This is a genomic window from Serratia marcescens, assembly GCF_001902635.1.
Taxonomy (GTDB): Bacteria; Pseudomonadota; Gammaproteobacteria; order Enterobacterales; family Enterobacteriaceae; genus Serratia; species Serratia marcescens_F.
The window spans coordinates 1-20,788 of the sequence record NZ_MJAO01000037.1 but is presented as its reverse complement, the minus strand read 5'-3'; the positions used below and the strand labels follow the sequence as shown (position 1 = coordinate 20,788).

General features: G+C 60.4%; 18 protein-coding genes and 1 tRNA gene. 6 read left to right on the top strand and 13 right to left on the bottom strand.

The genetic code is table 11. From position 1 onward, the window contains the following. Entirely contained in the window at window positions 1–867 is an 867-nt protein-coding gene (locus BHU62_RS23075; protein ID WP_073534736.1) for a crotonase/enoyl-CoA hydratase family protein, read from the bottom strand. A gap of 341 nt (window positions 868–1,208) precedes the next feature. Here BHU62_RS23075 and yhjD point away from each other — a divergent pair, with 341 nt between their 5' ends. The 3 genes from yhjD (at window position 1,209) to BHU62_RS23060 (ending at window position 4,744) form a co-directional block, all read left to right on the top strand. Next, window positions 1,209–2,228 carry an inner membrane protein YhjD gene (gene yhjD / locus BHU62_RS23070; protein ID WP_073534735.1) on the top strand — a complete coding sequence of 340 codons (1,020 nt, stop codon included), beginning with the start codon at window positions 1,209–1,211 and terminating at the stop codon, window positions 2,226–2,228. A 328-nt stretch (window positions 2,229–2,556) separates the two neighbouring features. Then, window positions 2,557–3,879, top strand: a complete 1,323-nt coding sequence (locus BHU62_RS23065) for an MFS transporter (RefSeq protein WP_073534734.1) — start codon at window positions 2,557–2,559, stop codon at window positions 3,877–3,879. Between the two features lie 97 nt (window positions 3,880–3,976). Next, window positions 3,977–4,744 carry a CDP-diacylglycerol diphosphatase gene (locus BHU62_RS23060; RefSeq protein ID WP_073534733.1) on the top strand — a complete coding sequence of 256 codons (768 nt, stop codon included), beginning with the start codon at window positions 3,977–3,979 and terminating at the stop codon, window positions 4,742–4,744. Between the two features lie 137 nt (window positions 4,745–4,881). On the opposite strand, the gene pdeH is transcribed toward BHU62_RS23060, so the two are convergent. Further along, window positions 4,882–5,673 (bottom strand): cyclic-guanylate-specific phosphodiesterase, encoded by a 792-nt coding sequence (pdeH, locus tag BHU62_RS23055; protein ID WP_073534732.1) that lies wholly within the window; start codon window positions 5,671–5,673, stop codon window positions 4,882–4,884. Window positions 5,674–5,961: 288 nt separating this feature from the next. Continuing rightward, window positions 5,962–7,437, bottom strand: a complete 1,476-nt coding sequence (gene ilvC, locus BHU62_RS23050) for a ketol-acid reductoisomerase (RefSeq protein ID WP_073534731.1) — start codon at window positions 7,435–7,437, stop codon at window positions 5,962–5,964. A 168-nt stretch (window positions 7,438–7,605) separates the two neighbouring features. On the opposite strand from ilvC, the gene ilvY reads away from it, so the two are divergent. Next, window positions 7,606–8,496 carry an HTH-type transcriptional activator IlvY gene (gene ilvY / locus BHU62_RS23045; RefSeq protein WP_073534741.1) on the top strand — a complete coding sequence of 297 codons (891 nt, stop codon included), beginning with the start codon at window positions 7,606–7,608 and terminating at the stop codon, window positions 8,494–8,496. A gap of 8 nt (window positions 8,497–8,504) precedes the next feature. On the opposite strand, the gene BHU62_RS23040 is transcribed toward ilvY, so the two are convergent. From BHU62_RS23040 to BHU62_RS23005, 8 genes are all read right to left on the bottom strand, one after another. Further along, window positions 8,505–9,206: a DUF2461 domain-containing protein gene (locus tag BHU62_RS23040; RefSeq protein ID WP_073534730.1), complete on the bottom strand. Its 702-nt coding sequence runs from the start codon at window positions 9,204–9,206 to the stop codon at window positions 8,505–8,507. 67 nt (window positions 9,207–9,273) lie between these two features. Then, window positions 9,274–10,818, bottom strand: a complete 1,545-nt coding sequence (ilvA, locus tag BHU62_RS23035; protein WP_073534729.1) for a threonine ammonia-lyase, biosynthetic — start codon at window positions 10,816–10,818, stop codon at window positions 9,274–9,276. A 4-nt stretch (window positions 10,819–10,822) separates the two neighbouring features. After that, a complete protein-coding gene (gene ilvD / locus BHU62_RS23030) occupies window positions 10,823–12,673 on the bottom strand; it encodes a dihydroxy-acid dehydratase (RefSeq protein WP_073534728.1) in 1,851 nt (616 codons plus the stop codon). Between the two features lie 106 nt (window positions 12,674–12,779). After that, window positions 12,780–13,706, bottom strand: coding sequence for a branched-chain amino acid transaminase (locus BHU62_RS23025; protein ID WP_073534727.1), 927 nt, complete (start codon window positions 13,704–13,706; stop codon window positions 12,780–12,782). Window positions 13,707–13,729: 23 nt separating this feature from the next. Further along, window positions 13,730–13,987 carry an acetolactate synthase 2 small subunit gene (ilvM, locus tag BHU62_RS23020; protein ID WP_073534726.1) on the bottom strand — a complete coding sequence of 86 codons (258 nt, stop codon included), beginning with the start codon at window positions 13,985–13,987 and terminating at the stop codon, window positions 13,730–13,732. Beyond that, window positions 13,984–15,630 carry an acetolactate synthase 2 catalytic subunit gene (gene ilvG, locus BHU62_RS23015; RefSeq protein ID WP_073534725.1) on the bottom strand — a complete coding sequence of 549 codons (1,647 nt, stop codon included), beginning with the start codon at window positions 15,628–15,630 and terminating at the stop codon, window positions 13,984–13,986. The genes ilvM and ilvG overlap by 4 nt, the downstream gene beginning before the upstream one ends. A gap of 142 nt (window positions 15,631–15,772) precedes the next feature. Next, complete coding sequence (ilvL, locus tag BHU62_RS23010; RefSeq protein WP_013814970.1) at window positions 15,773–15,871, bottom strand: ilv operon leader peptide; 99 nt, start codon at window positions 15,869–15,871, stop codon at window positions 15,773–15,775. 121 nt (window positions 15,872–15,992) lie between these two features. Continuing rightward, window positions 15,993–17,225, bottom strand: a complete 1,233-nt coding sequence (locus BHU62_RS23005) for an MFS transporter (protein ID WP_073534724.1) — start codon at window positions 17,223–17,225, stop codon at window positions 15,993–15,995. A 341-nt stretch (window positions 17,226–17,566) separates the two neighbouring features. On the opposite strand from BHU62_RS23005, the gene BHU62_RS23000 reads away from it, so the two are divergent. Further along, window positions 17,567–19,090, top strand: coding sequence for a YifB family Mg chelatase-like AAA ATPase (locus tag BHU62_RS23000; protein WP_073534723.1), 1,524 nt, complete (start codon window positions 17,567–17,569; stop codon window positions 19,088–19,090). Window positions 19,091–19,118: 28 nt separating this feature from the next. Here BHU62_RS23000 and BHU62_RS22995 read toward each other — a convergent pair whose 3' ends face one another. After that, window positions 19,119–19,457 (bottom strand): DUF413 domain-containing protein, encoded by a 339-nt coding sequence (locus BHU62_RS22995; protein ID WP_073534722.1) that lies wholly within the window; start codon window positions 19,455–19,457, stop codon window positions 19,119–19,121. 119 nt (window positions 19,458–19,576) lie between these two features. On the opposite strand from BHU62_RS22995, the gene hdfR reads away from it, so the two are divergent. Then, the gene (gene hdfR / locus BHU62_RS22990; protein WP_073534721.1) at window positions 19,577–20,404 is read left to right on the top strand and encodes an HTH-type transcriptional regulator HdfR; all 828 of its coding nucleotides are present in this window, start codon (window positions 19,577–19,579) and stop codon (window positions 20,402–20,404) included. 261 nt (window positions 20,405–20,665) lie between these two features. On the opposite strand, the gene BHU62_RS22985 is transcribed toward hdfR, so the two are convergent. Then, window positions 20,666–20,741, bottom strand: a tRNA-Trp gene (locus BHU62_RS22985). Window positions 20,742–20,788: the final 47 nt, after the last annotated feature.

The following is a 20,788-nucleotide window of genomic DNA, read 5'->3' as shown; positions in this document are numbered from 1 at the left end:
TTAGCCGGCACGGCGCAGGTTCAGGGTGTGGCGATCTTGCAGCATCACCAGCCTCTCGATGTAGGCGCGGTCTTGTTCCTCAATGGTAAAGGCCGAATGCACCCAATCTTCGGTAATATCCATCAGCTCGGAACGCGTCAGCTGCAACACGCGCTGGCGCGCCCGCAGCATGGCGCGCATGCCATTGAGTTTCGGCCGAATGGTATCGATGAAAGTGCGCGTCGCAACGTAGGCATCACCGGGCTGGAACAGCTGATCCACCAACCCGCGGCTCTCGAACCACTCCGCGGTGTGCGACTCGCCGCCCCAAATCAACTCCTCGGCCAAACGCATGCCGGCCTTGCGCGCCACCAGCGAATACCCCCCCATGCCGGGAAACAGGTTGAACGCAATCTCCGGGAACCCCATGCGCGCATTGTTTTGCGCCAGCACGAAATGGTGCGCCAGCGCCGCTTCAAAGCCGCCGCCCAGCGCACTGCCCTCCACCATCGCAATGCTGACCGCGCCGGTGTCGAAACCGCGCGCCGCCGCATGCACGCAGTCGATGCAGGCGCGCGCGTAGGCCATCATCGCCTCGCGTTTGCGGTTTTTGATCGCTTCAGCGAAGAAATGCAGATCGCCGCCGACGTTGAACATGTTCGGCACCAGCGAGCCGGTGACCCAGAAATCGAAGCGCAGCGAGGACTCTTTCGCCGCCTGCGCCAGCGTCATGATGTCCTCGATCAGCGCCTGGTTGAAACAAGGGCGCGGCTCGGCGCGCAACAGCATCCACATGATGTGCCGCCCTTCTTCATAGTAGGCGGAAAGCTGCGACAGATTGCCCGCTTCGGTAAACGGACGACAGGTGGGGTGATTAAGCAATTTCATATGACCTTCCAGTTTTTCTGTTGATGACGGATGAGACCGTTCCAGCCTCTACGGCTGCAGCGGCACGGCGATCGACAAAGCGCAACGCCACCTCATGAGTAAACGCTTTCTCGCCGACGAAACAGATAAAAATTGGAGGTAAGGAAGTGAAAAAAACCGAGGCGCCACGGGGTTTTCATAGGAATTTTACCTATCTGCCCGTCACCGGCGTTTCATGCCGGGCGCTAACGCGTTAAGCTCGGAAATCGCCCGTTTGCCGCCCCGGCGCTCAAATCGCCGCAGGGCTTTGGCTATAATCAACGCGGAAACATGCCGTTTAACGTTAAGGAAATCGTGAAGTAATGCCTACAGGACCAGACCAGGAACGCCGCCAGCCCTCACAGAACACGCCGCCGAAGCCGCTGATCGCCATCAAGACCGGCCATGAGCCCCTCGACCGCCGCATCGGTGGTTTTTCACGTCTGATTGAACGCATTAAAGCCTGGCCGAGCGTTGCGCACCTGCTGCGCGCCACCGAGCGCTTTAACGATCGGCTGGGCAGCCAGTTCGGCGCCGCCATCACCTATTTTTCATTCCTCTCGCTGATCCCGATCCTGATGGTGTCGTTCGCCGCAGCCGGTTTCGTGCTGGCCTCCAACCCGGACCTGCTGGCCCGGTTGATCAACCGCATCGTCGGCAGCATCAGCGATCCCACGCTGGCCAGCACGCTGAAAAACACCGTCAATACCGCCATTCAGCAGCGCACCACCGTGGGGCTGACCGGTTTGGCGCTGGCGCTCTATTCCGGCATCAGCTGGATGGGCAACCTGCGCGAGGCGATCCGCGCGCAGTCGCGCGACGTCTGGGAGCGTAATCCGCAAGACCAGGAGAAAATCTACTTCAAGTACACCCGCGACTTCATTTCGCTGACCGGTCTGGTGGTCGCGCTGATCATTACGCTGTCGCTGACCTCGGTCGCCGGGTCGGCGCAGGCGGCGATCGTCAATGCGCTGGGGCTGGACGGCATAGAATGGCTGCGGCCGGCGCTGACGCTGATCGCGCTGTCGATCTCGATTTTCGCCAACTATCTGCTGTTCCTGTGGATTTTCTGGATGCTGCCGCGCCACAAGCCGAAGAAAAAAGCGCTGCTGCGCGGCACCTTGCTCGCCGCCATCGGTTTTGAGGTAATCAAGTTCGTGATGACCATGACGTTGCCGCAGGTGGCACAGTCACCTTCCGGCGCGGCCTTCGGTTCGGTGATCGGGCTGATGGCGTTCTTCTACTTCTTCGCCCGTTTGACGCTGTTTTGCGCCGCCTGGATCGCCACCGCCGACTATAAAGGCGACAAAGCGTTGCCGGAACGTGAGCCTCCGGCGCGCTGAAGCCATGCAATCATGCCGGTGTCATCGCCCACACCGGCACTTTTCTCTACCTTTCAGCCAAAAGACCAGTTAATCGCTCTAAATAGAACGGTTCACCCTCGGAAAAACCAGCATAACAAACTACCCCATCACTTTTCTTTCCGGTTTTTGCAGCCATTCCCTCTGTGTGAAATCCATTTCTCAACGTTTAACGCTACAGAAAAGATGGCGGATAAAACATTAGTCTTTTTAACCGGTTAGCAGCCAGGCTGCCCAATGTTTCAGCGTTGAAAAGGCTGAATGCTGTCACTAAGATGGATTTTTACCCCCTCCAACGATAAGAAATATTATGCAAGCCACCATCGCACCCCCACTCGACGCCGACGATGCGTCAACACCGGTGAACTCCCGCGGGAAAGTCATCGTCGCCTCGCTGGTCGGCACCGCCATCGAGTTTTTCGACTTTTACATCTACGCCACCGCCGCGGTGATCGTGTTCCCGCATATTTTCTTCCCGCAGGGCGACCCGACCACCGCGACGCTGCAGTCGCTGGCCACCTTCGCCGTCGCCTTCGTCGCGCGCCCTATCGGTTCCGCGCTGTTCGGCCACTTTGGCGATCGCGTGGGGCGCAAGGTCACGCTGGTCGCCTCGCTGCTGACCATGGGGATTTCCACCGTGCTGATCGGCCTGCTGCCGAGCTATGAAACCATCGGCATCTTCGCCCCTATTCTGCTGGCGCTGGCGCGCTTTGGGCAGGGCCTGGGGCTGGGCGGCGAATGGGGCGGTGCCGCCCTGCTGGCGACGGAGAACGCGCCGGCCAAAAAACGGGCGCTGTACGGATCCTTTCCCCAGCTGGGCGCGCCGATCGGCTTCTTCTTCGCCAACGGCACCTTCCTGCTGCTCTCATGGTTGCTGAGCGATCGGCAGTTTATGGAATGGGGCTGGCGCGTGCCGTTCATCCTCTCCGCCGCGCTGGTGCTGATTGGCCTGTACGTTCGGGTATCGCTGCATGAAACGCCGGTGTTTGCCAAAGTGGCCAAGGCCGGCAAACAGGTGAAAGTGCCGCTCGGTACGTTGCTGAGCAAGCATCTGAAGGCGACCATCCTCGGCACCTTCATCATGCTGGCGACCTACACGCTGTTTTATCTGATGACGGTGTATTCGATGACCTACGGCACCGCGCCGCAGCCGCTGGGCCTCGGCTACTCCCGCAACAGCTTCCTGTGGATGCTGATGGTAGCGGTGATCGGTTTCGGCGTGATGGTGCCGATCGCCGGCCTGCTGGCGGACGCATTCGGCCGCCGCAAGACCATGATCGCCATTACCCTGCTGATGATCGGCTTCGCGTTCCTGTTCCCGACCCTGCTGGGTTCCGGCAACCAGGCGCTGGTGATGGGCTTCCTGCTGTGCGGCCTGAGCATCATGGGGCTGACCTTTGGCCCGATGGGCGCGCTGCTGCCGGAGCTGTTCCCCACCGAAGTGCGCTATACCGGCGCGTCTTTCTCCTACAACGTGGCGTCGATCCTCGGCGCGTCCGTGGCGCCTTATATCGCCACCTGGCTGGCGGCCCACTACGGCCTGTTCTACGTCGGCATGTACCTGGCGGCGATGGCCGGGCTGACGCTGCTGGCCCTGTTGTTGATGAAAGAAACCCGCCACCAGTCGCTGTGATCCCCTGCGGCCCCCGTTGCGGGGCCGCACGCGTTGTTCGTTTCCTGTCATAAAACCGGGCTATGCTGGACGTTTCTCTCGGTAACAGGATCTGCCGATGTCTCTGCGTCGTGGGGTATTTATTTGCATTGCGCTGCTGGCGGCTCTCGCCATCGCGCTCTCTTTCGGGCTTAAGCCCGGCCATTCAAATGCGCTGTGGCGCATCGTCAGCCAGCAGTGCCTGCCCAATCAGCAGACGCATGGCAATCCGGCACCCTGCGCACAGGTGGATGTGCCGGCCGGCTTCGTGGTGTTTAAAGATCGCAACGGGCCGTTGCAATACCTGCTGATGCCCAGCGCCAAAATCACCGGGATAGAAAGCCCGGCGGTGCTGGACGCCGCCACGCCGAATTTCTTCGCGCAGGCCTGGAACGCACGCCACTTTATGGCGGATCGCTACGGCAAGCCGATCGACGACGCCGACGTTTCGCTGGCGATCAACGCTGAATATGGCCGCACGCAAAACCAGCTGCACATTCATATCTCTTGCCTGTTGCCGGCGGTAAAACAGCGGCTGACGCAGATCGGCCCCGATTTCATCAGCCAGTGGCAACCGCTGCCCGGCGGCCTGCTGGGGCATGACTATCTGGGGCGGCGCGTAACCCCCGCCGAACTGGCACAGCAGGGTGCCTTCCGCCTGTTGGCTTCCGGCCTGCCGCGCGCCGAGGGGCGCATGGGCAGCTTCGGCCTGGCAATGACCGCGCTGCCGGACGGCGATTTTCTGCTGTTGGCGACCGAGCGCAGCCTGCTGCCGTTCACCCTGGCCTCGGCGGAAGAGATCCAGGATCACGACTGCCGGCTGCTCACGCCGCCGCCGCGCGCCTGATCATTTTTTGCTTTTCATCTCGCGCAGGATCGGCCTCTTGCTGCCTTCACTCGGCGAGCATGCCGCAGTTGACGTTGCCGAATGACAAGAAAGGAAGGAACAGCCCCGTTTAAACCAGGCTGAAGACAGATCGGGGTTCACGCCGGCGCGCCGGGCGCGGCGAATAGCGTCGGCAGGCTGTGCAAGGTCTCGAAACATGCCGGGCGGGAGAGGTAGTAGCCCTGCGCGGCCAACGCGCCGGAACGCTGCACCAATAGCCACTCCTGCTCGGTTTCCACGCCTTCGACAATCACCCCGTCGCTATGCTGGTTCATCATCTTGATCAGGGTGCCAAGCAGCTGTACGCCCTCTTCCGATTGTTTGAGCAAGGTGAACAATTCGCGCGCTACCTTAATGTATTGATAGCGCCAGGCGCCGACGGCGGAGAAGTTGGCCAATCCGCTGCCGAAATCGTCCAGCCACAGCCGCTCACTGCCGGCGATCTGTTGCAGCGGGCGGTTTGACGCCGTTTCAGCGTGTTCCACCAGCTCGAAGCGCAGATAGGGCATCTCGGCGATCTGGCGTTGTAACGCGCTATGACGCTGCAACGCTTGCAGCGCGATGCCGTCGATATTGACCGACACCATCACCGCATGACGAATGAACAGCGCCTGCCAGCGCTGCAACAGCGCCAGCTGTTCCTGGATCACCCGCAAACGCTGAGCGACGCCGATCGAGGCGAAATAATGTTCCGGGGATTGCCGCTTGTCCGGCTCATTCGGGTGATACACCGCCGTCAGCAGTTCCACCGCCAGCAGCGCGCCGCTGGTGCGATAAATCGGCTGGAAGGTATACAAACGCCGGCATTGCCGCCAGTAGCGCCGCGATTTAGCGCAGGCATACAGGGCAAGACAGGGCGTCAGCAGACCAGAGATCAGGTTGGTTATCATCGGTACTATCGCCGTGGCGGAAAAGTGAGAGCGCTGCCGCTGTTTCTTTACCCAGCTTATCGGCAGCGCTACGTAAAACTTTAAGCGCGAATTGGCGGCCGGTTGTTCCCTCGTCCTGTTTTAGCCCATCGGAAGGTTTGCCGATCGCGATCCCCTACGGCGATCCGGCACCGCAGCAGGCGACGCCTTCAGTGCCGGTTCCCTGGCAGTGCGCCTGAACGGCAGCGTGCCGGAGGCATAAAAAAGCCGGCATCGCTGCCGGCTCTTGGTGCTTTGCCTTGCGGAAAATCAACCCGCAACGGCGATGCGTTTCATGTCGGTCATGTAGCCACGCAGTTTGCGGCCAACGGTTTCGATCGGGTGGCTGCGCACCGCTTCGTTTACGTCGCGCAGCTGCGCGTTGTCCACCGCCGTCCCCGCCACCGTTTTACCCAAATCGCCCGCCTGCAGGGTAGTCATGAAGTCCTTCAGCAACGGCACCGCCGCGTTGGCGAACAGGTAGTTGCCGTACTCCGCGGTATCGGAGATGACCACGTTCATTTCATACAGGCGTTTGCGCGCAATGGTGTTGGCGATCAGCGGCAGCTCGTGCAGCGACTCATAGTAAGCCGACTCTTCGATGATGCCGGCGTCGACCATGGTTTCGAACGCCAGCTCAACGCCCGCTTTCACCATCGCCACCATCAGCACGCCGTGATCGAAGTACTCCTGCTCGCTGATCTTGCCTTCAAACTGCGGCGCATTCTCGAAGGCGGTTTTGCCGGTCTCTTCGCGCCAGGTCAGCAGTTTCACGTCGTCTTCCGCCCAGTCGGCCATCATGCCGCTGGAGAAGGCGCCGGAAATGATGTCGTCCATATGCTTCTGGAACAACGGCGCCATGATGGTTTTCAGCTGTTCGGACAGCGCATAGGCACGCAGCTTGGCCGGGTTGGACAGACGATCCATCATCAGGGTGATACCGCCCTGCTTCAGCGCTTCGGTGATGGTTTCCCAGCCGAACTGAATCAGTTTCTCGGCGTAAGCCGGATCGGCGCCTTCGGCCACCAACTTGTCGAAGCACAGCAGCGAACCCGCCTGCAGCATGCCGCACAGAATGGTCTGCTCGCCCATCAGGTCAGATTTCACTTCGGCCACGAAAGAAGACTCCAGCACGCCGGCGCGGTGGCCACCGGTCGCCGCCGCCCAAGCCTTAGCGATCGCCATGCCTTCGCCTTTCGGATCGTTTTCCGGGTGAACCGCAATCAGGGTCGGCACGCCGAAACCGCGTTTGTACTCTTCACGCACTTCGGTGCCCGGGCATTTCGGCGCGACCATCACCACGGTGATGTCTTTACGCACCTGCTCACCCACTTCAACGATGTTGAAACCGTGAGAGTAACCCAGCGCCGCGCCGTCTTTCATCAGCGGCTGCACCGCGCGCACTACGGAGGAGTGCTGCTTGTCCGGCGTCAGGTTGACGACCAGATCCGCCTGCGGGATCAGATCTTCGTAGGTGCCGACCTTGAAGCCGTTTTCGGTTGCCTTGCGCCAAGACGCGCGCTTCTCGTCGATGGCTTCTTTGCGCAGGGCATAGGCGACGTCCAGACCGGAATCGCGCATGTTCAGGCCCTGGTTCAGACCCTGAGCGCCACAGCCGACAATCACCACTTTTTTGCCTTTCAGGTAGCCGGCTTCGTCAGCAAATTCGTCGCGCGCCATAAAGCGGCATTTACCCAATTGCGCCAACTGCTGACGCAGGTTCAATGTGTTGAAATAGTTAGCCATGGTGGTACTCCGGTTTGATGTTGTCTTGCATTGTTATTTTCATTCCCCGCCCTGTCTGTGCGGAGATTCGTTAAACTCAATGTATAACAGGAAATGCGTTGCTTAAATTGATATATTGAGAACGTGATATTGCAATTTATGCAACACTCTCACTGCGAGCGTATCGATATGGATTTACGTGATTTAAAGCTGTTCCTGCACCTGGCCGAAAGCCATCACTTCGGGCGCACCGCCAAAGCGATGCACGTCAGCCCGTCGACGCTCTCCCGCCAGATCCAGCGGCTGGAAGAAATCCTCGGGCAGCCGCTGTTCCTGCGCGATAACCGCACCGTGCAGCTCACCGACGCCGGCGAACAGCTGAAAGAGTTCGCCCAGCAGACGCTGCTGCAATACCAGCAGCTGAAGCACTCCCTCGGCCAGCATGGCCCCTCACTGAGCGGCGAACTGCGGCTGTTCTGTTCGGTGACCGCCGCTTACAGCCACCTGCCGCCGATCCTCGATCGCTTCCGCGCGCAGCACCCGTTGGTGGAGATCAAGCTGACCACCGGCGACGCCGCCGACGCGGTCGACAAGGTGCAATCCAACGAGGCCGATCTCGGCATCGCCGGCCGGCCGGAGATGCTGCCCGCCAGCGTGGCCTTCACCAAAATCGGCGAAATCCCGCTGGTGCTGATCGCGCCGGCGCTGCCTTGCGCGGTGCGCAGCCAGGCGTTCGCCGACAAGCCCGATTGGGCCGAAATCCCGTTCATCCTGCCGGAGCACGGCCCTTCGCGAAAACGCATCGAGCTGTGGTTCCGCCGCCATCGCATCAGTAATCCGCTGATTTACGCCACCGTCGGCGGCCACGAAGCGATCGTTTCGATGGTGGCGCTGGGCTGCGGCATCGCACTGATCCCGAGCGTGGTGGTGGACAACAGCCCGGAGCCGGTGCGCAACCGCATCTCGCAGCTGGATAACATCTCGATGGTCGAACCGTTTGAACTGGGGGTCTGCGTGCAGAAAAAGCGCCTCAGCGATCCGCTGATCGACGCCTTTTGGCGGTTGTTGCATCCCCGCTGACGCGGGGCTTACAGGTCTGCCGGATCGATCTGCTTCATCGCCTCCACCTGCATCAGCCAGTGGTAGAGCGGCTCGAGCTGCAAAAACGCCCCGGCCAGCGTCCCCGCCAGATCGGCGTTGAACAGCTTTTCCACCTCGCTGTCCGTCACCATCACCGCGAACGACTTGCGGTTGTACCAGGTGGCGATCGCCGCCGCCTGCGCCTTCACCAACGGGCGCTTGTAGCTTTCGCCCACCAGCTCGAACGGCGGCCGACAGCAGGCGGCTACCTCAAGAAAAGGCTGCGGCCGCTGCCTCAGCGTATGGCGGAACAGATCCATGGTCGGCTTGTTGGCGCTGTAGTAACCGAGCCCATAGCGCAACATGTCCGGCCCCAGTTCGAAAAAGTACACTGGCGCATCTTTCCAGTCTTTGCTCGGGCGCTTGAACGTTAGCCACATGCGGCTGCGGTAGCGCGATTTGTCGTGAGAAAAACGCGTATCGCGATGAATGCGCGACAGCGTTTTACCGATTGCCGGGCGAGTCTCGAACTGCGGATCGATCGCCAGCATGGCGGGAGCAAGCTGCTCCACCAGCGCGCGGAACGGTGCCAGCAACTCGCGATCGTAGACGCCGCGGTTGCCGTCGAACCACGCTTTATCGTTCTCTATCCTCACCTGCTGCAGGAAATTCAGACCCTGTTGGCTAAAGCCGGAGAAGGGTTGCGTCATAAGTTTTTCCGTTCTGACGGTTTATCCGGGGTTGCACCACGTTTCCCTCTGCCGGCGGGCCGAATGCTCACCCTTGCAAAAAGAAACGGAACGCCGGGTTGTCGGTTTCGTCGTGGCAATCGTAGCCCAGCGCCTGCAGGTGCCGCTCGAATTCCGGCTCGGTTTGCGCCAGTTCGAAGGCGGCCAGCACGCGGCCGAAGTCGGTGCCGTGGCTGCGATAGTGGAACAGCGAGATGTTCCAGTGCGCGCCCAGCGTCTGCAGGAACTTCAGCAGCGCGCCCGGCGACTCCGGAAACTCAAAGCTGTACAGCCGTTCGCGCAGCGGCTTCGAAGGACGCCCGCCCACCATGTAGCGCACGTGCAGCTTGGCCATCTCGTCGTCCGACAGATCCACCACCTGATAACCGCCGGCATTGAGCTCGTCGATGATCTCCTGCCGTTCGGCATGGCCGCGCGTCAGACGCACGCCGACGAAAATGCAGGCGTTGTCGGCATCGGCGTAGCGGTAGTTGAATTCGGTCACCGCACGGCCGCCCAGCAGCTGGCAGAACTTGAGGAAGCTGCCTTGCTGTTCCGGAATGGTTACCGCCAGCAGCGCTTCGCGCTGTTCGCCCAGTTCGCAACGTTCGGAAACGTAGCGCAGCCCGTGGAAGTTGAGGTTGGCGCCGGACAGCACATGCGCCAGGCGTTCACCTTGGATGTTGTGCTGCTGCACATACTTTTTCAGCCCCGCCAGTGCCAGCGCGCCGGAAGGTTCGGCAATGGCACGCACGTCCTCGAACAAATCCTTGACCGCCGCGCAGATGGCGTCGCTGTCAACGGTGATCACGTCGTCCAGATAGTCGCGGCACAGGCGGAACGTTTCGTCGCCGATACGCTTCACCGCCACGCCTTCGGCGAACAGCCCGACGCGCGCCAGATCCACCGGATGACCGGCATCCAGCGCCGCGCGCAGGCAGGCCGAGTCTTCCGCTTCGACACCGATCACTTTGATCTGCGGCATCAGCTGCTTGATCAGCACCGCCACTCCGGCGGCCAGACCACCGCCGCCGACCGGCACGAAGACCCGATCCAGATGCGCGTCCTGCTGTAGCAGCTCCATCGCCAGCGTGCCCTGCCCGGCGATCACCGTCGGGTGATCGAACGGCGGCACGAAGGTCATGCCCTGCTGCTGGGAAAGCGCGATCGCCTTTGCTTTGGCCTCGTCGAAATTGGCGCCGTGCAGCAGCACTTCGCCGCCGAAGCCGCGCACCGCATCCACCTTGATGTCCGCAGTGGACACCGGCATCACGATCAGCGTTTTAATCCCCAGCCGCTTACCGGAGAAGGCGACCCCCTGCGCATGGTTGCCGGCCGAAGCCGTCACCACGCCGCGCGCCTTCTGCTCTTCATCCAGCCCGGCGATCATCGCGTAAGCCCCGCGCAGCTTGAAGCTGTGCACCGGCTGACGATCTTCGCGCTTCACCAAAATGGTATTGCCGAGGCGCGCAGAGATTTTACTCATGGCCTGCAATGGGGTGACCTGCGCCACCTCGTAAACCGGCGAGCGCAGTACCGCTCGCAGATATTCCGCGCCGCAAGGGGCGCCGGATAGGGGTTGAGAAACCGCCATGCCGTTAACCCCCCAGTTTGCTCTTGTCGCGCACCGCGCCTTTGTCGGCGCTGGTGGCCAGCGAGGCGTAGGCGCGCAGCGCGAAGGACACCTGACGCTCACGGTTTTTCGGCGTCCAGGCCGCGTCGCCGCGCGCCAATTCCGCTTCACGCCGCGCCGCCAGCGTCTGCTCGCTGACGTCGAGCTGGATGCCGCGATGAGGGATGTCGATCGCGATCATGTCGCCGTCCTGCACCAGGGCGATCAGGCCGCCGTTGGCCGCTTCCGGCGAGGCGTGGCCGATGGACAGCCCGGAAGTGCCACCGGAGAAACGGCCGTCGGTGATCAGCGCACACGCCTTGCCCAGCCCCATCGATTTCAGGTAAGTGGTCGGATAGAGCATTTCCTGCATGCCCGGCCCGCCTTTCGGCCCTTCGTAGCGGATCACCACCACGTCGCCCGCCACCACTTTGCCGCCGAGGATCGCCTCAACCGCATCGTCCTGGCTTTCATACACTTTGGCCGGGCCACGGAAGGTAAGGATTTCTTTGTCTACCCCGGCGGTTTTAACGATACACCCGTTTTCCGCCAGGTTGCCGTACAGCACCGCCAGCCCGCCGTCCTGGCTGTAGGCATGTTCCCGGGTGCGGATGCAGCCTTCCTTACGGTCGGTGTCCAGCGAATCCCAACGGCAGTCTTGAGAGAACGCCTGAGTGGTGCGGATGCCGGCCGGGCCGGCGGAGTACATTTTCTTCACGCTTTCGTCGCGGGTCAGCATCACGTCGTAGGCTTCCAGCGTCTGCGGCAGGGTCAGCCCCAGCACGTTGCTCACCTCGCGGTTCAGCAAACCGGCACGATCCAGCTCGCCAAGGATGCCGATCACGCCGCCGGCGCGGTGCACGTCTTCCATATGGTATTTCTGCGTGCTCGGTGCCACCTTGCACAGGTGCGGCACTTTGCGCGACAGACGATCGATGTCTTCCATGGTGAAGTCCACCTCGCCTTCCTGCGCCGAAGCCAGCAGGTGCAGCACGGTGTTGGTCGAGCCACCCATGGCGATGTCCAGCGTCATGGCGTTTTCAAACGCCGCCTTGTTGGCGATATTGCGCGGCAGCGCGCTCTCGTCGTCCTGCTCGTAATAGCGTTTGGTCAGCTCAACGATGCGTTTGCCGGCGTTGAGGAACAGTTCTTTGCGATCGGCGTGGGTGGCCAGCAGCGAACCGTTACCCGGCTGCGACAGGCCCAGCGCTTCGGTCAGGCAGTTCATCGAGTTGGCGGTGAACATGCCGGAGCAAGAGCCGCAGGTTGGGCAGGCGGAACGTTCTATCTGCTCGCTGTCGGCATCGCTGACGTTCGGGTTCGCCCCTTGGATCATCGCATCCACCAGATCCAACTTGATGATCTGGTTGGAAAGTTTGGTTTTGCCGGCTTCCATCGGCCCGCCGGAGACGAAGATCACCGGAATATTCAGGCGCAATGCCGCCATCAGCATGCCCGGGGTGATCTTGTCGCAGTTGGAGATGCACACCATCGCGTCGGCGCAGTGGGCATTCACCATGTATTCGACCGAGTCGGCGATCAGCTCGCGCGACGGCAGGGAGTAGAGCATGCCGCCGTGGCCCATGGCGATGCCGTCATCCACCGCGATGGTGTTGAACTCTTTGGCCACGCCGCCGGAGGCTTCGATCTGTTCGGCGACCAGTTTGCCCAGATCGCGCAGATGCACGTGGCCCGGAACGAACTGGGTAAAGGAGTTGACCACGGCGATGATCGGCTTGCCGAAATCGGCGTCGGTCATCCCGGTCGCGCGCCACAATGCGCGGGCACCCGCCATATTGCGGCCGTGGGTGGTGGTGGCGGAACGGTACTTAGGCATGCTCTTTTCACTCCAAATGTATTTATGACAGGCGGCGAACGAACCGCCTGGATATTCTTATCTTGTCTGTCTTGTCATCCGCCACGCTGCGCGGCGAGCCTTGTCGTTAGGGATTTACCGGATCCAGCCAGCCATACTTGTCTTCTGTCTTGCCGCTGAACAGGCCGAAGAACGCCTGTTGGATCTGTTTGGTCACCGGGCCGCATTTGCCGATACCGACCTGAATGCCGTCCACGCTGCGCACCGGCGTGATCTCCGCCGCGGTGCCGGACATGAACACTTCATCGGCCAGGTACAGCGATTCGCGCGACAGCACCTGCTCGCGCACGTCGAAGCCCATGTCTTTCGCCAGCTTGATGATCGCGTCGCGGGTGATGCCCGGCAGCGCCGAAGAGGTGAACGGCGGGGTGTAGATCACGCCGTCTTTCACCTGGAACAGGTTCTCGCCCGCCCCTTCGGAAATGTAGCCGTGCACGTCAAGCGCAATGCCTTCCTGATAGCCGTGGCGGCGCGCTTCACTGCCCACCAGCAGGGAGGAAAGATAGTTGCCGCCGGCTTTGGCCGCGGTCGGGATGGTGTTCGGCGCCGCGCGGTGCCAGGAGGAGACCATCGCATCGATACCTTGCTCCAGCGCCTCTTCACCCAGGTACGCGCCCCAAGGAAACGCCGCGATAATCACGTCCGTTTTATAACCGGCCGGCGGGTTGACCCCCATGCCGACATCGCCGACGAACACCAGCGGGCGAATGTACGCGCTGACCAGGTTGTTCTTGCGCAGCGTGGCGCGGCAGGCTTCCATCAGCTCGTCGACGCTTTGCGAAACCGGCATGCGGTAGATTTTCGCCGAGTCGTGCAGGCGCTGCATATGCTCGCGATGACGGAACACCACCGGCCCTAAGTGCGAGTCGTAGCAGCGCACCCCTTCAAACACCGACGTGCCGTAATGCAGCGCATGCGACATCACGTGCACTTTGGCCTCAGCCCAGGGAACCATCTCACCATTGAACCAAATGTAATCGGCTTTCTTCGTCATTGTTATTTATCCTTCTCGGCGCCTCAGGCGCGTATTTGTTGTGATGTTGGTTGCTGGATCTCGACGCAGGAGACGTCCATCAGTTTGCTTAATTGAGATGACAGCAGAGCAACCGGGCGCGGGCTGGCAACGGTCAATTCGATATTGATGTTGTCGGCGTTGGCCGGGGAAACCATATTCATAGCACAAACCTGAAAGCCGCGATGACGCACGACCCGCAATACGCGCTCTAACATTTCGGGGCGAAAACGCGCCTGGATCGAGAGTTGATGCTGCATCATGATATTTCCTCCAACATGGTTTCGTTGCCGGCGCCCGGCGGCACCAGCGGCCAGACGTTTTCGAGTTCGTCGATAGAGACCTGCAGCAGATAAGGGCCTTCGGTGTTGAACAGCGCCTCGAGCGCGCCCTCCACCTGATCCTTGCGGCTGATGCGCTGGCCGGGAATGCCGAAGGCGGCGGCCAGCATCAGGAAGTCGGGGTTATCGGAAAGATTGGTTTCGCTGTAGCGGCCGTCGAAGAACAGCTGCTGCCATTGACGCACCATCCCGAGACGCTGGTTGTCCAGCAGCACGATCTTGAGCGGCAGCTGTTTGCGCTTGATGGTGCCCAATTCCTGCACGTTCATCATGAAGGAGCCATCGCCCGAGACGCAGATCACCGTATCTTGCGGACGCGCGATTTGGGCCCCTACCGCCGCCGGTACGCCGAACCCCATGGTGCCGAGGCCGCTGGAAGTGATGAAATTCTCCGGGCGCTCGAACGTCATGTGCTGCGCGCTCCACATCTGGTGCTGGCCGACGTCGGTGGTCACCACGCTGTTGGCCGGCTTGCGGGCGGACAGCTGGCGTAAGAACAACGGCGCGTAGATCGGCTGGCCAGGGTGATCGTAGCGGCAGGCGTGGTCGGCTTTCAGCGCCATTGCCCGCTGCCGCCAAGCGGCAATGTTCAGCGGGCACTGCAATGCCGGCAGCAACGTTTTCAGATCGCCCTGCAGGGCCACGTGCGCCTGACGCAGCTTGCTCATCTCCGCCGGATCGATATCCATGTGGATCACTTTGGCGTGCGGCGCGAAGGCGTTCAGTTTGCCGGTCACGCGGTCATCGAAACGCGCGCCGACGGCGATCAGCAGATCGCATTCCTGCACCGCCAGGTTGGCAGCCTTGGCGCCATGCATGCCCAACATGCCGAGGTACAGCGGATCTTGCGCATCCGGCGCGCCCAGCCCCTTCAGGGTGGCGACGTTCGGCATGCGGGTCACGGCGATAAATTCGCGCAGCGCCGGCACCGCCTGCGCCATGCCAACGCCGCCGCCGACGTACAGCATCGGTTTGTGCGCCTGCGCCAGCAGCTCGGCCGCGTCTGCCAACGCCGCCGCCGGGAACGCCGGCGCTTCGTCAACCGGCATCAGGTGCGGGTGCAAGTCGCCCTGCGCCAGCTGGATGTCTTTCGGGATATCGATCAGCACCGGGCCGGGGCGGCCGCCGGCGGCGATGGCGAAAGCTTCCGCCATGATGCCCGGCAGTGCCTCCAATGACTCCACCAGGAAGCTGTGCTTGGTGCAGGCCAGAGACAGGCCGAGAACATCGATCTCCTGAAAGGCATCGGTGCCGATCAGCGCGGAACCCACCTGGCCGGTGATGGCGACCACGGGGACGGAATCGAGCAGCGCATCGGCCAGGCCGGTGATCAGGTTAGTGGCGCCGGGGCCGGAAGTGGCGATGCAGACGCCGACTTTGCCGGTGGCACGGGCGTAGCCGATGGCGGCCATGGCGGCGCCCTGTTCATGGCGGCACAGCAGGTGTTCCACGCCGCCATCGTACAGCGCATCGTACACCGGCATGATGGCCCCGCCCGGATAGCCGAATACGGTATCCACACCCTGCGCACGCAACGCTTGAACTACCCACTGAGCGCCATTCATAGTTATTTACCCGCCTTACTTCGACAATTACGGGATTTTGTTCTGTTTTCCATGCTCTACCCCTTGCTCAACTTTTCTCTTGCCAATAAAAAACCCCCGGACCTGACGGTGCGGGGGTTCTCTTGCGATTCCGGCTTGTTTGCTAAGCCTTTCTTCGTCCAAGTGCAGCCCCGCACGGTGGGATAATAATCACCACCACGCTAATCACGACTAGGCTAATCACTTGGGCAAAGGCTTTCATAATGGGTTTGTTCACTGTGCTCATTTAGAACTGATGCTTACAGAGGTACCACAGCCGCGCGCGGCATGACAACACTTTTTTTGCGTTAACCTGGTCATACCTCATGCATATCGCCCGGATTTCACACATGGGTACCCATGCCCGGATTTTTCACGGCACCGGTGATGGCCTTGCCGCGCGTATCCTTGCCGAAGAACACCAACAGGGCGATCGCCACCGCCACCGTACCGGCGACGATCGCCATCGCCAGGCCGTAATTGTGCCCATGATGCTCGGCGATGGCGGCCTGCAGCGTGGCGTTGACCGAGGCGATCAGGTTACCCAGCTGATACACGAACCCCGGCAGCACCGCGCGGGTATTGGCCGGCACCAGCTCGGTCAGGTAGGTCGGCACCACGCCCCAGGCGCCTTGCACCATGAACTGCATCAAAAAAGCGCCGATCCCCAGCATCAGAGAACCGCTGGAAAACGCCCACAGCGGGATCACCGGCAACGCCAGCAGCGCGGCGATGATGATCGCTTTTTTACGGCCGATTTTTTCCGACAATGAGCCAAAGAATACGCCACCGATAATTGACGCGATATTGTAGCTAATGGCGATGATACTGACGGTTTTAGGATCGAAACCGTGCTGAACTTTCAGAAAGACCGGATACAGATCCTGCGTACCGTGGGAGAAGAAATTGAACGCCGCCATCAGCAGCACCAGATAGCAGCACAGCTTCCAATGGCTCTTCAACACCGGCAGCAAGGCGGTGCTTTCTTTGCGTTCACGCGCCGCCAGCCACACCGGCGACTCCTGCACGCAATAATAAATAAACGGCAGCAGCAGGATCGGCGCCGCGCCGATGACGAACATCCCGCGCCAGCCCACCGTTTCGAACAGCAGGCCATACACTACCGCCGCCAACAGATAACCGAACGGATAACCGGCCTGGAAAATGCCCGACATCAGACCACGCGAACGGTCCGGTATGGTTTCCATCGCCAGCGATGATGCCACGCCCCAGATGCCACCCATCGCAACGCCGTACAACACCCGCAACAGCAAGAAAACCGTCAATGAGGGCGCAGCGGCAGAGAGCAGTTCAAATGTCGAGAAGAAGACGATATTCAGCATCAGGATCGGCTTGCGGCCATATTTTTCCGCCGCGCGCCCGAAGATCAACGCGCCAATCGGCCGTACCGCCAGCGTGAGCAAAATAGCCAGCGTGACTTGCTCCAGGCCGACGTGAAAGGACTGCGCGATATCGCTGAGTAAGAATACCAGCACGAAAAAATCGAAAGCATCGAGCGTCCAGCTTGAAAAGCTGGCGATTGCCGCGTTGCGTTGCAGCGGGGTCCAACCAAACATAGTGTTATCCCTACCGTAGAGTACGAAGTCAGGAGGCTTAGCGGCTGCCGGGCAGAATGCGGCGGCGGTCGGAGTTTGTTAAAAAAGTGATTTTTCTTTTAATCAATTGTTAAATACACCCATTAAGCCTATGGTTGCAATGCGTACAGGCTGTTAATGTGTTGCAGCCCTCAGCGAATTGTTAATGGGTATTGCCGCAGACTGCGATACGGATCTCACAATCTCATTAACTTCGATGAAAATCGGTGATTAAGCTGCGAGTCTCGTGGAAAAATCGCGAATAATACCGCGCAATGCCAAGGTGAATCGCGCATCATTTCGCCCTCAGCAAGGAGAGCGATATGTCACTGGCGGTAATCTATAGCCGCGCTATCATCGGCGTTCAGGCCCCATCCGTAACGGTGGAGGTGCATATCAGCAATGGCCTGCCCGGTCTGACGCTGGTCGGTCTGCCGGAAACCGCGGTGAAAGAAGCCCGCGATAGGGTTCGCAGCGCCCTAATCAACAACGGTTTCACCTTTCCCGCCCGGCGCATCACCGTCAGTTTAGCGCCGGCCGATCTGCCGAAAGAAGGCGGGCGTTACGATCTGCCGATAGCGCTGGCGATCCTCGCCGCCTCCGAGCAACTGCCCCTCGCACCGTTGGCGCGCTACGAGTTTCTTGGCGAACTGGCGCTGTCCGGCGCGCTGCGCGCGGTCAGGGGCGCAATCCCGGCCGCGCTGGCGGCGGCGGAAGCCGAGCGGCAACTGATCCTCTCGACGGACAACGCCGGCGAGGTCGGCCTGCTCGCGCAGTCACAGCCCCGTACCGCCCGGCACCTGTTGGAGGTCTGCGCCTTTCTGCTCGGCCAGGGCGATCTACCGGTTGCCGCCACGCCTCCCGCCCCGGATAAACCGTGCGAAAGCGCCGATCTTCGCGATATCATCGGCCAGGAACAGGCCAAACGAGCGTTGGAGATCGCCGCCGCCGGCGGTCATAACCTGCTGTTGATCGGGCCGCCAGGTACCGGCAAGACCATGCTGGCCAGCCGACTTACAGGCCTGCTGCCGCCGCTGACGGAGCGTGAAGCGCTGGAGAGCCTGGCGGTCGCCAGCTTGCAGCATCATATCCCCACCACTCTGTCCTGGCGCTGCCGGCCGTTCCGCGCACCGCATCACAGCGCCTCGATGGCGGCGCTGGTCGGCGGCGGTTCACTGCCGCGCCCAGGAGAAATCTCCATGGCGCATAACGGCGTGCTGTTTCTGGATGAGCTACCGGAGTTCGAACGTAAGGTACTGGATGCGCTGCGTGAGCCGCTGGAATCCGGCGAGATCGTGATTTCCCGCGCCAACGCCAAGGTCTGTTTCCCCGCCAGGGTACAATTGATCGCGGCGATGAATCCCAGCCCGACCGGGCATTATCAGGGCATGCATAATCGCGCCTCACCGCAGCAGGTGTTGCGTTATCTCGCCCGGTTGTCAGGGCCTTTTCTCGACCGTTTCGATCTGTCTATCGAGGTGCCGCTGTTGCCGCCGGGTGCGCTCAGCAAGCGGCAGGCTAATGGAGAAAGCAGCGATCAGGTGCGGGAAAGAGTGCGGCAGGCACGCGCCCGTCAGCTCGAACGCGCCGGCAAAGTCAACGCGCTGTTGAGCAACCGCGAAGTGGAACGTGATTGCGTTCTGCAGGCGGCAGACGCCGAGTTTTTGGAGACGACGTTAAACACGCTGGGGTTATCGGTCCGCGCCTGGCAGCGCATTTTGAAAGTCGCGCGCACGCTGGCGGATTTGGCGGGGGATGCGGAACTCAACAGGAGCCACCTCAGCGAAGCGCTGGGCTACCGCTGTATGGACCGCCTGTTGTTGCAGTTGCATCGCAGCCTGGAATAGAAAATGGGGCCCACCGGCCCCATCGTCTTTAGTCGTCGCTGTCGCTGTAATCTTCTACTGCGTCAGCCTGCGGTTTACCGCCGGACAGCGTATGGAATTTCTTCGGGCGGCGTGTGCGCGCCAGATATTTAGCCCATACTTTTTCCTGCTCGGTAACCGCTTCGCGCTCACCATGGCACACTGCGACGAACAGCTGTTCTTCTTCAGTGGCCGGCTGGCGTTTGCCCGAGTCCAGCTCGTTGAACGCATAGCCGAAGCGCTCTAGCAATTGCGCCTCTTTAATGGTGAAATCGCCGTGACGGGAGAACCCGCGAGGGTAGTGTTTATTATCAAAAAAACGATTGGTCGTGGTGAAGCTATCCGCCATCTGACACGCTCCTAATTCTCTTATGGCCGTGCTGTTTATGGCGCGGAGTATTAGATAGGCTTGACAGCGTGTAAAACAAAACATTTAAATCTTAACGACAAATTTTTTTGGAGATAGGTGTGGATACCGAATTACTGAAAACCTTTTTGGAGGTCAGTAGAACGCGTCACTTTGGCAGAGCCGCAGAATCTTTGTACTTAACGCAGTCCGCGGTCAGTTTCCGCATCCGTCAGTTAGAAAATCAGTTAGGCGCAAATTTATTCACCCGTCATCGCAATAATATCCGCCTGACCCCCGCCGGCGAGCGGCTGCTGCCCTATGCCGAGAGCCTGATGAACACCTGGCAACTGGCGAAAAAAGAGGTCGTGCGATCGCTGCAACACACCGAGCTGTCGATCGGCGCCACCGCCTCGCTGTGGGAAGCCTATCTGACCCCGTGGCTGCAGGCGCTCTATCAGCAACGTGAAGCGCTGCAACTCGAAGCCAGAGTGGCGTTAAGGCATTCTTTGGTAAAACAGCTGCATGAAAGGCAGCTCGATTTGCTGATCACCACTGAGCCGCCGAAGATGGATGAGTTGGCCAGCCAGCAGCTGAGTAATTTTTCATTGCGGCTGTTCTCGTCTGCGCGCCGTGACAAGCAGGCACCAATGCCCTACATCAAACTGGAATGGGGCGCCGACTTCCATCCACAAGAAAGCCGCATGTTGGAAGGTGATAGCGTGCCGGTACTCACCACCACTTCCGCTCACTTAACCCGCCAACTGCTGGAAACCACTGGCGGATGCGCTTTCCTGCCCAGCCAGTGGGAAAAAGAGTACCCGCAGCTGGTCGCCGCCGCCGAGATCCCGCCGATTATCCGTCCACTGTACGCCGTTTGGTTGCAAAACAGCGATCAGCAGCCTTTGATTCGGCAATTACTTAAAATACCTTTAAATACCGCAGCCTAAAGCGCTATAGCGGCCTTAAACGCCGCTATCGTGGTTGTGCCCGTATCTCGTGTTAAAACACGCTCATCGCCTTCTGAGAGACGATAATGAAAAACGGCGCGAGATTGAGGGGACCGGAAGAGGTAAAGATCGACAGCGAACGATACGGCCAGGAACAAGCGAGCATCGGCAAATGCCGTCCAACGCGTTCTTTTTCAACGTAATTTTGGTGAAAATAGCAGGCAAAAAAAAACCCTTTGCTTTCGCAAAGGGTTCTTAATATGGCAGGGGCGGAGAGACTCGAACTCGCGACACCCGGTTTTGGAGACCGGTGCTCTACCAACTGAGCTACGCCCCTAAATCTCGCTTAACATTATGCCTGCTAAAAAAGCAGGCATAATTAAA

Coding starts and splice junctions, on each gene's coding strand:
- BHU62_RS23060 (WP_073534733.1), top strand. CDS start 3,977: ATGTCTCTGCGTCGTGGGGTATTTATTTGCATTGCGCTGCTGGCGGCT.
- ilvG (WP_073534725.1), bottom strand. CDS start 15,630: ATGAATGGCGCTCAGTGGGTAGTTCAAGCGTTGCGTGCGCAGGGTGTG.
- BHU62_RS23025 (WP_073534727.1), bottom strand. CDS start 13,706: ATGACGAAGAAAGCCGATTACATTTGGTTCAATGGTGAGATGGTTCCC.
- yhjD (WP_073534735.1), top strand. CDS start 1,209: ATGCCTACAGGACCAGACCAGGAACGCCGCCAGCCCTCACAGAACACG.
- pdeH (WP_073534732.1), bottom strand. CDS start 5,673: ATGATAACCAACCTGATCTCTGGTCTGCTGACGCCCTGTCTTGCCCTG.
- ilvC (WP_073534731.1), bottom strand. CDS start 7,437: ATGGCTAACTATTTCAACACATTGAACCTGCGTCAGCAGTTGGCGCAA.
- BHU62_RS23040 (WP_073534730.1), bottom strand. CDS start 9,206: ATGACGCAACCCTTCTCCGGCTTTAGCCAACAGGGTCTGAATTTCCTG.
- BHU62_RS23065 (WP_073534734.1), top strand. CDS start 2,557: ATGCAAGCCACCATCGCACCCCCACTCGACGCCGACGATGCGTCAACA.
- ilvM (WP_073534726.1), bottom strand. CDS start 13,987: ATGATGCAGCATCAACTCTCGATCCAGGCGCGTTTTCGCCCCGAAATG.
- ilvY (WP_073534741.1), top strand. CDS start 7,606: ATGGATTTACGTGATTTAAAGCTGTTCCTGCACCTGGCCGAAAGCCAT.
- ilvD (WP_073534728.1), bottom strand. CDS start 12,673: ATGCCTAAGTACCGTTCCGCCACCACCACCCACGGCCGCAATATGGCG.
- BHU62_RS23005 (WP_073534724.1), bottom strand. CDS start 17,225: ATGTTTGGTTGGACCCCGCTGCAACGCAACGCGGCAATCGCCAGCTTT.
- ilvL (WP_013814970.1), bottom strand. CDS start 15,871: ATGAAAGCCTTTGCCCAAGTGATTAGCCTAGTCGTGATTAGCGTGGTG.
- BHU62_RS22995 (WP_073534722.1), bottom strand. CDS start 19,457: ATGGCGGATAGCTTCACCACGACCAATCGTTTTTTTGATAATAAACAC.
- ilvA (WP_073534729.1), bottom strand. CDS start 10,818: ATGGCGGTTTCTCAACCCCTATCCGGCGCCCCTTGCGGCGCGGAATAT.
- BHU62_RS23000 (WP_073534723.1), top strand. CDS start 17,567: ATGTCACTGGCGGTAATCTATAGCCGCGCTATCATCGGCGTTCAGGCC.
- BHU62_RS23075 (WP_073534736.1), bottom strand. CDS start 867: ATGAAATTGCTTAATCACCCCACCTGTCGTCCGTTTACCGAAGCGGGC.